The sequence below is a fragment of the Stenotrophomonas sp. 63632_Sma genome (assembly GCF_056482875.1).
This window is the reverse complement of the sequence record NZ_CM151220.1, coordinates 180540-193490: the sequence shown is the minus strand read 5'-3', so window position 1 is coordinate 193490 and position 12951 is coordinate 180540. Positions and strand designations below refer to the sequence as shown.

Genomic DNA, 12951 nt, shown 5'->3' with positions numbered 1-12951 from the left:
CGGGATACCAGCCCTCCACCCTACTCCTGTCGCGCTCGCCCGGCATGTGCCGGACGTGGCGTCTATGCGGCAGCCTGCGGCCGGTTCAGACCGTACCGCGGGTCTTGCCGATCCAGGGCCGGTAGAACTCGCGGATGGCGGCCATGTCGGCGGCGTCATCGCCGGTCGGCGTGAACAGCGGGCCGATGCCGATGGTCTTCTCCGGGTAGTGGAAATACGCGGCCAGGATCGGCACGTCAGCCATCCGCGCGATCTTCAGGAAGCCGGCCTTCCAGTCCTTCACGGCCTTGCGGGTGCCCTCGGGCGTGATGGCGAACCACATCTTCTCGTTGTTGCGCAGCAGGTCCACGGCCTGGCCGACGGTGCCCTGCGGCGAGCTGCGGTCCAGCGGGATCACGCCCAGCTTGTGCAGCAGCGGGCCGAGCGGCCACCAGAACAGCGATGCCTTGCCCAGCACCTTCACCTTCATGCCCAGCGCGATCTTCGCGGCCATGCCCCACAGGCCATCCCAGTTGGACGAATGCGGGGCGATGATGAAGACCAGCCTGGGGATGTCAGGCAGGGTACCGGTCACCTTCCAGCCGCCCATGCGCAGGGTGCAGCGCGCCAGCCAGCGCAGGAAGGCGTTGGGTTTGACCTGCGGCATCTGCGGCGGCACGGCCGGCAGCAACGAAGTCGGGTTGTTCAAGCAATCACTCCCAGTCACGTGATGAGCGCCCGCGCTTGATCTGCGCGCGCCCGCGTTTGGCGTCCAGACGACGCAGTTTCGACCCGAGGGTCGGCTTGGTGGCCTTGCGCGGCTTGGGCACGCTCAGCCCGGCCTGGATGAAGGCCGCCAGCCGATCGCGCGCATCCTCGCGATTGCGATCCTGGGTCCGGAAACGTTGCGCGTCGATGACCAGCACGCCTTCGCCGGTCATGCGCCGGTCACGCCGCGCCAGCAGGCGCGCGCGCAACGGTTCGGGCAACGAGGGCGAGTTGGCCACATCGAAACGTAGTTCCACCGCGGTGGAGACCTTGTTGACGTTCTGGCCACCGGCGCCACTGGCACGCACGAACCGCTCGACGATCTCGCCGTCGGGGATTTCAAGCTGCGCGCTGATGGTGACCGGTCCACTGCCCATCCGCGCATTGTAGCGGCAGCCACGCACCGGAGTGCGGCATCGCGCCCCGTATGCCGCCGATCAGGTACCGAACACGCCGCCTTCGCCTTGGCTGCGGGTATGCTGGCCGTCCCATGTACTGCAGGAAGCCCGCATGACCCGCACCGCACCCGCCCTGCCGTCCCTGCTGCGCCGCGCCGCCCTGCTGCTGGCGCTGGCCGTGGCCAGCGTTCCGGCCCTGGCCGCGCCGCCGACCGATGGCGACATCAACCGCCTGCTGTCGGCGTCACGCGCGCAGAGCATGATCGACACCATGCTGCCGCAGATCGAGGCGATGCAGCAGCAGCAGTTCCAGCAGGTAGCCGCACAGCGCCAGCTCAATGCCCAGCAGCAGGAACAGCTGAAGCGGATCCAGGCGCGGACCAGCCAGACCCTGCGCCAGGCCCTGTCCTGGCAGCAGCTGCGGCCGATGTACGTGGACCTGTACAAAAAGACCTTCAGCAAGGAAGACGTGTTGGCGATGGCCGAGTTCTACGAGAGCGCGGCCGGCCAGAGCCTGCTGGACAAGACCCCGGCGCTGATGCAGAACGTGATGGTGGCAATCCAGGCGCGCATGCAGCCGCTGTTTGCGGACCTGCAGAAGGATCTGGAAGCGATCGTCAACGAGCCGGAAAAGAAATGAGGTAGTGCCGGCCGCTGGCCGGCTCCCCATTACATATGGAATCGCGCAGATGCCGGCCAGCGGCCGGCACTACCGTCAATCGGTATCCACCTGCCAACCGAACAGGTCCAGCGCCTTCTGGAACCCGCTGTCCAACGGCGCACGCACGTCCACCGTGCCACCGTCCGGATGCGGGAAGCGGAGGCGCTCGGCGTGCAGCAGCATGCGGTGCACGCCCTGCATGCGGAAGATGCGGTTGTGGCGGCCATCGCCGTGGCTGGTGTCGCCGATCATGTGATGCGAGAGGTGCTTGAGGTGCCGGCGGATCTGCCGGAAGCGTCCGGTCTGCGGCTGGCAGCGCAGCAGTGCGTAGCGCGAGCTGGTGAATTCACCGACCGGCACCGACAGCTCGCCGGTGGCCAGGCGCTGGAAGTCGGTGATCGCCGGCTTTTTCACCGGCTTGCCCGGGCCGCCGTCCAGATCATGATCGACCTGCCAGGCGAGCTCGGCCGGCCAGCCCCGGCAGACCGTCAGGTAGTCCTTCAGCACTTCGCCGCCCATCAGGGCCTTGCCCAGCGCACTGGCGGTATCGCGGTCGAAGGCCAGCAGCAGGCAGCCACTGGTGGCCCGGTCCAGGCGATGCACGAGGAAGATCGGGCGGCCCAGCTGCTCGCGCAGGCGGTCGGCCAGGAAGTCGTCTTCGCCACGAGCCAGCTTGCTGTCGTGGACCATCAGCCCGGCAGGCTTGTTGACCACGGCCAGGCGCTCATCCAGGTGCAGCAGCTGCAGGGGCACGGTGTCGGTCTCGACCGCGGCGAGGGTATCGGGTTCGGTGCTCACGGCAGGATTATCGGGGCTGGGCACTGAATGGGGTAGAGCCGGCCGCTGGCCGGCTGTCTCCGGGCAGTCGGATGGCTGCGGTTGCCGGCCAGCGGCCGGCAACAGCGTGCCAACCAAGGTTGGCACCTACCTGTAGAGCGGTCAGGCGCTGCGCACGGCCAGCAGCTCGCCGTTGCCCACCGGCACCAGGCTGGTGCTGAAGTCCGGATCAGCGTCCAGCAGCACGCGCAGCGGTTGCATCTCTTCCGCATGCGAGGTGGCGTTGTCCACCACCAGCAGGCCACCCGGGCGCAGCACACGACGCAGCTGCGGCCACCAGCCGGCGTACTGCCCGCGGTCCGAATCGAGGAACAGCAGGTCGATGCAGGCATCGGCGGCCTGCGCCAGCCAGAGCCCGGCATCGTCGTGGACCAGCGTGATGCGATCGGCCAGACCACTGCGCGCGAAGGTATCACGCGCCATCGCCACCTTGTTCTCGGCGTATTCCAGCGTGGTCACGTGGCCGTCGATGGCGGCGGTTGCCTCGGCCAGCCACAGCGTGGAATAGCCGTTGGACGTACCGATTTCCAGCACCCGGCGAGCGTTGCCGAAGCGCACCAGCACCGACAGGAATTCACCGGTGTCGGGCGTGATGTTGAGCATGCGTCGGCCGCGCTCGCTCTCGCGTGCGTCGTTGTCGGCGCCGAAGCGGATCAGTTCGTCCTTGAGTGCCTGCAGCATGGGGCCTACTTCCACCACGCGCGCAGCAGCGCCACTGCGCCGACCGCACCGGACAGCCAGCTCCACGCCGGCACGTCGCCCCAGTACCAGCCCGGCGGCTGCAGCACATACATCAGTGCAGCGATGGCCAGCAGGCCGACACCGGTGATCGCGCCGACCGCATGCTTCTGCAGGCGCTGCACGCTGGCATCCAGTGCGGCCAGGTCGCGCGAACGCATCGACAGTTCGTGGCGGCCTTCCACCTGCTGGGTCAGCCAGGCGTGCACCAGGCGCGGCATGTCCGGCGCATGGGTCATGATTTCCGGCAGGCGCTTGCCGATCTCGCGTACCACCCGGCGCGGGCTGTAACGCTCGCGCAGGATCTTCGCCAGCACCGGCTTGGCCACCGCCCAGATGTCGATCTGCGGGTCGAGCTGGCGGCCGACGCCTTCGATGTTCAGCAGGGTCTTCTGCAGCAGGATCAGCTGCGGCTGCAGGGTCAGCTGGTAACGCTGGGCCACGCGGAACAGCTTCATCAGCACTTCGGCCAGCGAGATCTGCGACAGCGGCCGGGTGAAGTACGGCTCGCACACCGAACGCACGGCGGCCTCGAGGTCATCGATGCGCACGTTGTCCGGCATCCAGCGCGCCTGCACGTGCAGTTCGGCGATGCGGCGGTAATCGCGGTTGAAGATGGCCATGAAGTTCTCGGCCAGGTAGTACTGATCTTCCTGCGAGAGCTGGCCCATGATGCCGAAGTCCAGCGCGATGAAACGCGGGTTGGCGCGGCGCGCCGGATCGGTGTCGACCCAGATGTTGCCGGCGTGCGCATCGGCGTGGAAGAAGTTGTCGCGGAACACCTGGGTGTAGAACACCCGCACGCCCTTGGCGGCCAGCGCCTTGCGGTCGATGCCGGCCTTGTCCAGTGCGGCGATGTCATCGGACGGGATGCCCCACACGCGTTCCAGGGTCAGTGCCCGCTCGGCGGTGTGGCTCCAGATCACTTCCGGCACGTACAGATCGTCGCTGTTTTCCCAGAAGCGGCGCAGCACGCTGGCATTGGCGCCTTCGCGCTGCAGGTCCAGCTCGGCAGCCAGGGTGTTCTCGACTTCGGCCACCACTTCGCGCGGGCGGATCTTTTCGGCGCGCGGGTGGGTGCGCTCGACCAGGGCAGCCAGCGAATTGAGCAACGCGATATCGGCGTCGATCTGCTTCTCGATGCCCGGGCGCAGCACCTTGACCACCACCTGGCGGCCATCGGCCAGCGTGGCTGCGTGCACCTGCGCGATCGAGGCCGAGGCCAGCGGTTCGGTATCGAAGCTGGCGAAGGCCTCGCTGACCGGCAGGCCCAGTGCTTCCTCGACGATGCGACGCGCGGTCTCACCATCGAACGGCTTGACCCGGTCCTGCAGCAGGGTCAGTTCATTGGCCACATCCGGCGGCACCAGGTCGCGGCGGGTGGACAGGATCTGGCCGAACTTGACGAAGATCGGGCCCAGATCCTGCAGCGCCAGACGCAGGCGTGCACCGCGCGACTGAGCGGCGATGTCGGCCGAGGCGCGCGGCACGAACGGCTTGGCCAGGCGCAGCCAGCGCTCGGCGGGAGTGCCCTGCAACAGGTCGTCGAGGCGGTAACGCAGGATCACCCGGCCGATGCGGCTGGCACGCAGCACGGCCTTCATGCGGCACCCCGCAGACGCTGCACGCGTGCACCGAGGCGTTCGACGTCGTCGCGCAGCACGTCCACATCGTCGTGGAAGGCATCCAGCTCGGCGCGCGGCACCACGTCACGCGATTCCTCGGTGATGAACTCGGCGGCGCTGTGGGCCAGGTCGATCGCGCCCTGGCGCGCGTGCTGAAGGGCACCGCGCAGGGTGTTGGCCACCTGCACGCCCAGCACCTCGCCGAACACGCTGACGAAGGGCTGCTGCCAGTCCGGGTCGAAGCCCTTGGCCAGCTGCTGCAGGCGACGCGCCAGTTCGGCATCACCGGCCACGCGCACGCGACCCTTGCCGTTGTTGTCGCCGCGCCGTGCGTTGGCCAGCAGCGGCAGCTGCGCCAGCACGCCGGCCAGGCTGCTGCGCACGGCCAGGTCGGCTTCCTGCGCGTCCACCGGGCCGACCCGCAGTGCATCACCGTCGACGCTGATGCGCATGGCCAGCGACGGCGCTTCCAGGGTCAGGTCGATGTGCCGGCCGTCGAGGCTGGCCAGTGCATGGCGGGTATCCGGATCCAGCGCCAGCGCGCGGTTCAGGGCGATCTGCAGGGCGCGGCCAGCGACCGGCTTGAGGGACTTGAGCAGGGAGAGAGCCATGTGCGCATTCTACCTGCGTGGGTGGGGGGCTTGGGCCGGGCTGCCGCCCGGCACCCGCAGATGCAACAGCAACGGCAACGGCAACGGCAACAGCCGAAGCAACAGCGGGCATTCCGTGGGTAGGCGGGATGGGGCCGGTTGCGGGGGCCGCTGCAAGTACGTCCCTGTAAGCTCGGTCGCCGCTTGCTCGTGTGCGCTGTCCTGCGCACACGGCAAGACCGGGGTTGGGCGTCCTGCCCAACCCGCCCGAGGCATGCCTCGGGCCCATGCGGCTCACGCCCCCGCAACCGGACCCACCCCGCCTTCGACAGGTTCCTGCGATCTGTCAGGCTATCCGGGGTCGGATCCCGTTGCTGCGCAACGGGCTCTGACCCCCTATTGATGGGCCATGGAGGACGCTAGATCCACGCCATGCGTGGATGGATTTCTGGTTCATCTGTGCCTCACGCGGAGGGCCGATGAAGGTTCATGCTATGAGGCCACGCAACGCACAGGACATCGCAACACCATGGCACGGACCCGGATCGGCATCATCTTCGGGGGCAAGTCCTCCGAGCACGAAGTTTCGCTGCAGTCGGCGAAGAACATCCTCGATGCGCTTGATCGCGAGCGCTTCGAGCCGGTGCTGGTCGGTATCGACAAGCAGGGCCAATGGCATCTGAGCCAGCCGGATACCTTCCTGATCAACGCCGATGATCCGTCGCGCATCGCGCTGCATCGGTCCGGTACGTCGCTGGCGGTGCGCCCGGGTGTGGAACAGGCACAGCTGCAGCCCTCCGATGCGGCCAGCGCGCTGGGCCAGATCGATGTGGTACTGCCGATCGTGCACGGGCCGCTGGGCGAGGACGGTGCGCTGCAGGGGCTGCTGCGCATGGCCAACCTGCCTTTCGTCGGTTCTCCGGTACTGGGCTCGGCGGTGGCGATGGACAAGGACGTCACCAAGCGCCTGTTGCGCGACGCTGGCCTGCAGGTGGCGCCGTGGCTGTGCATCCGACGTCACCAGGCCGCTGACGTTGATGTCGATGCGGTGATCGCGCAGCTCGGCCTGCCGTTGTTCGTGAAGCCGGCCAACCAGGGTTCGTCGGTGGGTGTGAGCAAGGTCAAGGATGCGGCGGGCTTCGCCGAGGCACTTGCATTGGCGCTGCGCTATGACCACAAGGTGCTGGTCGAATCGGCGGTGGTCGGCCGTGAGATCGAGTGCGCGGTGCTGGGCAACGAACAGCCGCAGGCCAGCCTGTGCGGCGAGGTGGTGGTGCACGACGAGTTCTACGCCTACGACACCAAGTACATCAACGAGGATGGCGCCGAGGTGGTGGTGCCAGCGGATATCGATGCCGCAACCCAGGCGCGTATCCAGCAGATCGCGCTGCAGGCCTACCAGGCGCTGGAGTGCGCGGGCATGGCGCGTGTGGATGTATTCCTCACCGCAGGCGGCGACATCGTCATCAACGAGGTCAACACCCTGCCGGGCTTCACCCGCATCAGCATGTACCCGAAGCTGTGGGGCGCCAGCGGTGTGGACTACACCACGCTGATCACGCGCCTGATCGAACTGGCGCTGGAGCGCCATGAAGCCGATCGCGGATTGCACAGCGCCGTGTAGAGGCGTTCTCTGTAGAGTCGAGCCATGCTCGACTGCTTTTCATGAGTCGAGCATGGCTCGACTCTACAAAGATGCGTGCCGACCGACGGTCGGCACCCACCGGAAAGAACAGTGCCGGCCAGCGGCCGGCACTACCCAGCGGTCTTCTAGCCGCGCTTGCGGAACATCGAAATCACTGCCAGTACCAGGAACACAACGAACAGGATCCAGGCGATGTTGCTGGCGGCACCGGCGATGCCGGAGAAGCCGAGCACGGCAGCGATGATGGCGATGACGAAGAAAATAACGGCGTAATGCAGCATGGTGCTCCTCGCAGATGTCCGGGCCGTTGGATGGCGTGGGTCCATCCTCCCGATCTGGCGGTGTGCAACCAGTGATGGCGACCTATGCGGCAGATGAAGCCTTCAGCCTGCGCAGCCCTTCTTCGATGCTGACCTGCGGCACATAGCCGAAGTCACGGCGGGCCGGCTCCATGCTGTACCAGTGCGGCGTGCACAGCTGTTCGGCCAGGAACCGGGTCAACGGCGGCTCGCCACGCAGGCGCAGCAGCGGCCACAGCCGCTCGCAGATGGCGCCGATACGGTACGCGGTCTTGAAGCTGATCGCCTTGTCCACGGTCGGTGCACCCACCGCCTGCAGCAGCTTGTTGACCAGCTCGCGCATCGGCAGCGGTTCGCCGTTGGAAATGAAGTAGGCCTTGCCTGCACATGCGGCGCTGGGCACCAGTGCCTCGAAGGCGAGGAAGTGGGCAAGCGCGGCGTTGTCGATGTAGGTGGTATCGACCTTGTTGCTGCCATCGCCCACCAGGCGCAGGCGGCCCTGTCGTGCACGTTCGGCCAGGCGCGGTACCAGCTGCTGGTCGCCAGGGCCCCAGATCAGGCGCGGACGCAGCGCCACCGTCGCCAGCGACGCGTCATTGGCCGCCAGCACGCGCTGTTCGGCAATCGCCTTGGTGGCCGCATAGGGCGCCTGGAAATCTTCGCCGTACGGCACCTCGTCGGCGCCGAGGCCTTCCACCGGGTGGGTGGCCCGGTGCGTCACGCTGGGCGTGGAGGTGTAGACCAGCCGGCCGATACCGTGCGCACGGCAGGCGGCGATGACGTTGTCGGTGCCGACCACATTGGCCTGGTGGTAGCTGTCATAGCTGCCCCACGCACCGGCCTTGGCACCGTTGTGGAATACCGCATCGACGCCGGCCACCGCATGCAGGACCGCCTGCGGGTCGGCCAGGTCGCCACGGATCTGGCCCACGCCCATCACCTGCAGCTCCGGGTAATGGCTGCGGTTGAACGCCAGTACCTGGTGGCCACGTTCGACCAGCCCGCGGCACAGCGCCTGGCCAAGGAACCCACCACCACCGGTGACCAGGATCTTCATGCGCGCTTCTCCAGTTCGGCGCTGGCCCAGACGGCGAGCTTCTCGCGGCCGATCTTGGCGTTGTGACGGATATCGACGGGGAACGCCGGATGCACCAGGAAGTGCTGCAGGCCGGCCTCAGGCGTGCGCGCTGCGGCATGCGCACGCAGCGCTTCCTGCAGCGCCGGGCTGTCGGACTGGCCGCGCAGCAGTTCCACGCACAGCACCGGCACCTGCGCACCGGCGGCGCCGACACCGACCAGCGCGGTGCGCGCCACGCCTGCGACGGTGTTGAACACCGGCTCGACCTGTTCGGTGTACAGCGGTCCGCGCGCGGTTTCCACGCGCTGCGTCTTGCGCCCGCAGAACCACAGGCGACCCTGTGCATCGAAGTAACCGACGTCGCCCATGCGATGCACCACGCGGGTGCTGCCATCGGCCAGCGTCTCGCGGATCTTCGCTGCGGCCGTGGCCTGCGGGCGGTTGAAGTAGCTGTCGGTGGCGGTCGGGCCAGCCACCGTGATTTCTCCCACTTCGCCAACCGCCAGCACGCGCGCCTGCGACCAGTCGGCCAGCGGCGCGTCATCGATGGCGATGATGCGCACTTCGTTCGGCGCCACCACGCTGCCCACGCAGGTGCCGGCGCCGGCCTCGGTGGCGGCGCGCGTGCGTTCCAGCTCGCGGCCTTCGACCACCGCTACCGGCAGGCACTCGGTGGCGCCATACGGCGTCCAGAACTGCGCGTCGGCCGGCAGCAGGCTGCGGATGGTGGCGACCACGTCCGGCGGCACCGGCGCACCCGCCGAGGTCACCCGGGTCACCGTCGGCAGCGGCCGGCCATGCTTCGCCAGCACCCGCATCAGCGCCGGCGAGCCGAACAGCTGGGTCACGCCGAAGCGCTGGATGGCGTCGTGCAGGCGCGCCGGGTCGGCCTGCGCCGGTCGGGTCGGGTCCATGTCCGGGATGACCGAGGTCAGGCCCAGCGCCGGGTCGAACAGGGCAAACGGCGGGAAGGTCGGCAGGTCCACCCCGCCCGCTTCCATGCCGAAGGCGCTGCCCAGCAGCTGGATCTGGCCGACGAAGTGGCGGTGGCGGTAGACCACGCCCTTGGGCACGCCGGTGGAGCCGCTGGTGAACAGGATCGCGGCCATGTCCTCGCCGTCGGTGGCGGCCAGCATCGGCCCACCCTTGGCGCCGGCGCGCTCCAGCGCGGCCAGCGTGGTCCCGCCCCAGCCGAGGCGGCGGCCCACGGTCACCAGGCGCGCCGCCGAGGGTGCCCAGCGCAGCACCAGCCGCGCCACGTGCGCCAGCGGAATGCCGATGAAGGCCTCCGGCTGCGCCTCGTCCAAGCACTGCTTCAGCGCGCGCCTGTCGATGCCCGGGTCGACCAGCACCGGCACCGCGCCCAGCTTGAACAGGGCAAACATCAGCAGGAAGAACTCCGGCGACGGCCGCACCATCACCACCGTGCGCACTCCACGGCCGATCCCGTAGCCGGCCAGGCCGGCCGCCATGGCGTCGCTGCGGGCGTCCAGCTGGCGGTAATCCAGGGTCACGTCGTAGGCGGCCATGCCGTTGCCGGCGCCACGGCGGCCAGGGCAGCGGATGGCGATCTGATCAGGCCGTTCACGCGCCAGTTCAGGCAAGCGGGCGGCAATATTGCAGGGTCGGTTCATCCGTTCATTGTCGCCGCTTACGGAATTTCTTGCGCGGCGGCCCACTTCGTGGAAAATCCGCACCCTCGTTCCTGATTCCGACTGCCGCCCGAGGCGGCTTGCCCATGCAACATCCCTGCATGACCTGCGGCGCCTGCTGCACCCAGTACCGCGTGGCCTTCCACTGGATGGAATCAGACGAGGTCACCCCCGGCGGCGTGCCGCACCAGCTCACCGAGGTGCTGGACCCGCACCGCCTGTGCATGCGCGGCACCCATTCCAAGCCGGTGCGCTGCGTGGCGCTGGATGCGCAGATCGGCGTGTATTCACGCTGCACCATCCATCCCAACCGGCCCAGCGTGTGCCGCGAGGTGGATGCATCGTGGGAGTACGGCAAGGCCAGCCCGCAGTGCGACAAGGCGCGCATCGCCTATGGCCTGGATCCGTTGACGCCGGCCGACTGGCGCTGGCGCGATGACGCCGACAATGACGACGACCATCCGGACGACAACGGCAACAGCCCTTCCTCGCCGCCGCAGGCGCCGGTCGCCGCGTAATGGTAGTGCCGGCCGCTGGCCGGCAACCCCATCAACCCTTCGGGTGTGCCGACCAACGGTCGGCACCCACCCATTCCTTCCCCCTGTGGGTGCCGACCGTTGGTCGGCACACCTCAGATCGGGTTCTTGTCCAGGAACGCGCGGATTTCCGGCACCAGCACTTCGTGCTTGTCTTCCAGCACGTAATGCCCGGCGTCCTCGAAGGCATGCACCTGGGCCTGCGGTAGCGCGGCCTGGAAGCCCTTCAGGAAGTGGTGGTCGAACACGAAGTCGCGCAGGCCCCAGCCGAGGAAGGCCGGGCGGTCCGCAAACGACGGCAGCGCTTTGCCGGCACGCTCCAGCAGCGACCAGGCCTTGTCGGCCGGCGACAGCGGGATGTCCTGCATGAAACGGATGGTGCTGATGCGGTTGGCGTAGTTGTTGTACGGCGACACGTAGGCGCGGCGCACGTCGGCCGGCATCTTCCGCTCCACGCCCAGCCACGAGGCACCGGAGGAGAACGCGTTGAAGGTGCGGATGATCCACTCGCCGATCTTCCAGTGGCGGCCCAGCGCGATCTGCCACGGCATCTTCTTCGCCGCCGGCATCGGGAATGCAGCGGTATTGAGCACCACCAGGCGCTTGACCTGGTCGTGGTGCGACAGCGCCCAGCCGAAACCGATCATGCCGCCCCAGTCGTGCACCGCCAGGGTCACCGGGCCGGTTATGCCCAGATGCTTGAGCAGCGCATCGAGGTCGTCAACGCGCGACTGCAGCGTGTACTCGTAGCGGCTGTCATCGGGCTTGTCCGACAGGCCCATGCCGATGTGGTCCGGCACGATGCAGCGGTACGTGTCCGACAGGCCGGCGACCAGCGTGCGCCAGTAATAGCTCCACGACGGGTTGCCGTGCACCATCACCACCACTTCGCCATCGCGCGGGCCTTCGTCGAGATAGTTCATCGACAGGCCGGGGCGTACCTCGAAGCGCTGCGGGTGGGCGGGGTAACCGGGAAGCTGGGACATCGGATCGCACCTGTAGAAAGGGCCGGTAGAACCGGCCCTTGGACACTTGGAAGATCATCGCTGTCCGTCGCGAGCGATTGGCGAGGCAATCGCGCAGCAGGTCAGCGGTGACTTTGTTACCAGACCACTTCAGCCATCGAGCAGTTCAGGCCCGAGCCAATGCCCAGAAGCGCGATGCGATCGCCCTTCTTCAGCTTGCCCAGCTGCTTGAGCTTGCTCAGCACGATCGGCACCGAGGCCGGGCCGATGTTGCCGTGCTCGCCGAAGATGGTCATGACCTTCTTCGGGTCGATGCCGAAGTTCTTGATGAACGCGGCGGTGTGCGGCTGGCTGACCTGGTGGATCACGAACTGGTCCAGTTCTTCCACAGCCCAGCCGAGTGCGATCTTGGCGGCGCTGAAGGTCTTCTGCGCCAGCTTGATGCCTTCGATCAGCAGCAGGCGGGTGTCGGTGACCATCCGGTCCAGGTTGCCCAGGCACAGCTGGTTCCACTCGGTGGCCGAACGGGTGACACCGCCCTTGTAGCGCGGCGCGTCCGGCACCAGCTCCGAGCGCGCCATCACCATCGCCGCAGCACCCGAACCGGTGGTCAGCGCCGCCAGTTCGTTGCGGAAGTCGTCGGCGGTGACGTCCGGGGCGGTCATGCGCTCCAGGGTCTTCTCGTACACCAGGTTGGCGGTCTCGCCATCCACCACCAGCGCGTAGTCGATGTCGCCGCGCTCGATCATGCGCGCCGCGATGTCCATGCCGTTGATGAAGGCCAGGCAGGCATTGGCGACGTCGAAGGTCATGCACTCGTCGCTGACGCCGAGATTGCCCGACACGATGGAGGCGGTGGACGGCTCCAGGTAGTCGCGGCTGACCGAGGTGTTGACCAGCAGGCCGACCTGCGTCGCATCGATGCCTGCGTCTTCCAGCGCCTTGCGGCCGGCCATGGTGGCGGCATCGGACGCCAGCACGCCGTTGTCCCACAGGCGGCGGGCATGGATGCCGGCGATATCGCCGAGCACGTCGGTGCGGATACCGAGGCGATCCAACGTCGGCTGCAGCCGCTCGTTGATTTCCTTGGTCGTCAGCGTATGCGGCGCATCAACGTGTGCCAGGCCGGCGATCGAGACATTCTTGAAGAGCATCGAGGTTAGCGCCAAGGCTCAGGCAA

General features: G+C 67.7%; 14 protein-coding genes. 3 read left to right on the top strand and 11 right to left on the bottom strand.

Features of this window, described 5'->3' with window-relative positions; translation table 11 throughout:
* Positions 1-85: 85 nt before the first annotated feature.
* Both ACZK45_RS00865 and arfB read right to left on the bottom strand, forming a co-directional pair.
* Positions 86-646 carry a lysophospholipid acyltransferase family protein gene (locus ACZK45_RS00865; protein WP_223276957.1) on the bottom strand — a complete coding sequence of 187 codons (561 nt, stop codon included), beginning with the start codon at positions 644-646 and terminating at the stop codon, positions 86-88.
* A 46-nt stretch (positions 647-692) separates the two neighbouring features.
* Entirely contained in the window at positions 693-1124 is a 432-nt protein-coding gene (gene arfB, locus ACZK45_RS00860) for an alternative ribosome rescue aminoacyl-tRNA hydrolase ArfB (protein WP_032130467.1), read from the bottom strand.
* A gap of 133 nt (positions 1125-1257) precedes the next feature.
* Between arfB and ACZK45_RS00855 the strand changes: the two genes are divergently transcribed.
* Positions 1258-1785: a DUF2059 domain-containing protein gene (locus ACZK45_RS00855; RefSeq protein ID WP_010487093.1), complete on the top strand. Its 528-nt coding sequence runs from the start codon at positions 1258-1260 to the stop codon at positions 1783-1785.
* A gap of 75 nt (positions 1786-1860) precedes the next feature.
* Here ACZK45_RS00855 and ACZK45_RS00850 read toward each other — a convergent pair whose 3' ends face one another.
* The 4 genes from ACZK45_RS00850 to ACZK45_RS00835 all read right to left on the bottom strand — a co-directional run bounded on the left by ACZK45_RS00850 (position 1861) and on the right by ACZK45_RS00835 (position 5617).
* A complete protein-coding gene (locus tag ACZK45_RS00850) occupies positions 1861-2628 on the bottom strand; it encodes a pseudouridine synthase (protein ID WP_478445299.1) in 768 nt (255 codons plus the stop codon).
* 117 nt (positions 2629-2745) lie between these two features.
* On the bottom strand, positions 2746-3324 hold the full coding sequence (locus ACZK45_RS00845) for an O-methyltransferase (protein ID WP_253145724.1): 579 nt from the start codon (positions 3322-3324) through the stop codon (positions 2746-2748).
* A gap of 5 nt (positions 3325-3329) precedes the next feature.
* Positions 3330-4985, bottom strand: coding sequence for a ubiquinone biosynthesis regulatory protein kinase UbiB (ubiB, locus tag ACZK45_RS00840; RefSeq protein ID WP_125895904.1), 1656 nt, complete (start codon positions 4983-4985; stop codon positions 3330-3332).
* Positions 4982-5617, bottom strand: a complete 636-nt coding sequence (locus tag ACZK45_RS00835) for a ubiquinone biosynthesis accessory factor UbiJ (protein WP_132808782.1) — start codon at positions 5615-5617, stop codon at positions 4982-4984. The genes ubiB and ACZK45_RS00835 overlap by 4 nt, the downstream gene beginning before the upstream one ends.
* Positions 5618-6125: 508 nt before the next feature.
* On the opposite strand from ACZK45_RS00835, the gene ddlA reads away from it, so the two are divergent.
* On the top strand, positions 6126-7220 hold the full coding sequence (gene ddlA / locus ACZK45_RS00830; protein ID WP_478445298.1) for a D-alanine--D-alanine ligase: 1095 nt from the start codon (positions 6126-6128) through the stop codon (positions 7218-7220).
* A 146-nt stretch (positions 7221-7366) separates the two neighbouring features.
* Here the strand turns inward: ddlA and ACZK45_RS00825 are convergent, their stop codons facing one another.
* The 3 genes from ACZK45_RS00825 to oleC all read right to left on the bottom strand — a co-directional run bounded on the left by ACZK45_RS00825 (position 7367) and on the right by oleC (position 10252).
* Positions 7367-7522 carry a DUF1328 domain-containing protein gene (locus ACZK45_RS00825; protein WP_004153593.1) on the bottom strand — a complete coding sequence of 52 codons (156 nt, stop codon included), beginning with the start codon at positions 7520-7522 and terminating at the stop codon, positions 7367-7369.
* 82 nt (positions 7523-7604) lie between these two features.
* Positions 7605-8597, bottom strand: coding sequence for a 2-alkyl-3-oxoalkanoate reductase (gene oleD, locus ACZK45_RS00820; RefSeq protein ID WP_293798880.1), 993 nt, complete (start codon positions 8595-8597; stop codon positions 7605-7607).
* Positions 8594-10252, bottom strand: a complete 1659-nt coding sequence (gene oleC, locus ACZK45_RS00815) for an olefin beta-lactone synthetase (RefSeq protein WP_024956304.1) — start codon at positions 10250-10252, stop codon at positions 8594-8596. The genes oleD and oleC overlap by 4 nt, the downstream gene beginning before the upstream one ends.
* Positions 10253-10356: 104 nt before the next feature.
* Between oleC and ACZK45_RS00810 the strand changes: the two genes are divergently transcribed.
* Positions 10357-10788 (top strand): YkgJ family cysteine cluster protein, encoded by a 432-nt coding sequence (locus ACZK45_RS00810; protein WP_005407630.1) that lies wholly within the window; start codon positions 10357-10359, stop codon positions 10786-10788.
* Positions 10789-10901: 113 nt separating this feature from the next.
* Here ACZK45_RS00810 and ACZK45_RS00805 read toward each other — a convergent pair whose 3' ends face one another.
* Both ACZK45_RS00805 and ACZK45_RS00800 read right to left on the bottom strand, forming a co-directional pair.
* Positions 10902-11792, bottom strand: a complete 891-nt coding sequence (locus ACZK45_RS00805) for an alpha/beta fold hydrolase (RefSeq protein ID WP_478445297.1) — start codon at positions 11790-11792, stop codon at positions 10902-10904.
* A 116-nt stretch (positions 11793-11908) separates the two neighbouring features.
* Complete coding sequence (locus ACZK45_RS00800) at positions 11909-12925, bottom strand: 3-oxoacyl-ACP synthase III (protein WP_107431623.1); 1017 nt, start codon at positions 12923-12925, stop codon at positions 11909-11911.
* Positions 12926-12951: the final 26 nt, after the last annotated feature.

Coding starts and splice junctions, on each gene's coding strand:
- ACZK45_RS00865 (WP_223276957.1), bottom strand. CDS start 646: ATGCCGCAGGTCAAACCCAACGCCTTCCTGCGCTGGCTGGCGCGCTGC.
- ubiB (WP_125895904.1), bottom strand. CDS start 4,985: ATGAAGGCCGTGCTGCGTGCCAGCCGCATCGGCCGGGTGATCCTGCGT.
- ddlA (WP_478445298.1), top strand. CDS start 6,126: ATGGCACGGACCCGGATCGGCATCATCTTCGGGGGCAAGTCCTCCGAG.
- ACZK45_RS00800 (WP_107431623.1), bottom strand. CDS start 12,925: ATGCTCTTCAAGAATGTCTCGATCGCCGGCCTGGCACACGTTGATGCG.
- ACZK45_RS00845 (WP_253145724.1), bottom strand. CDS start 3,324: ATGCTGCAGGCACTCAAGGACGAACTGATCCGCTTCGGCGCCGACAAC.
- oleD (WP_293798880.1), bottom strand. CDS start 8,597: ATGAAGATCCTGGTCACCGGTGGTGGTGGGTTCCTTGGCCAGGCGCTG.
- oleC (WP_024956304.1), bottom strand. CDS start 10,252: ATGAACCGACCCTGCAATATTGCCGCCCGCTTGCCTGAACTGGCGCGT.
- ACZK45_RS00825 (WP_004153593.1), bottom strand. CDS start 7,522: ATGCTGCATTACGCCGTTATTTTCTTCGTCATCGCCATCATCGCTGCC.
- ACZK45_RS00835 (WP_132808782.1), bottom strand. CDS start 5,617: ATGGCTCTCTCCCTGCTCAAGTCCCTCAAGCCGGTCGCTGGCCGCGCC.
- arfB (WP_032130467.1), bottom strand. CDS start 1,124: ATGGGCAGTGGACCGGTCACCATCAGCGCGCAGCTTGAAATCCCCGAC.
- ACZK45_RS00810 (WP_005407630.1), top strand. CDS start 10,357: ATGCAACATCCCTGCATGACCTGCGGCGCCTGCTGCACCCAGTACCGC.
- ACZK45_RS00855 (WP_010487093.1), top strand. CDS start 1,258: ATGACCCGCACCGCACCCGCCCTGCCGTCCCTGCTGCGCCGCGCCGCC.
- ACZK45_RS00805 (WP_478445297.1), bottom strand. CDS start 11,792: ATGTCCCAGCTTCCCGGTTACCCCGCCCACCCGCAGCGCTTCGAGGTA.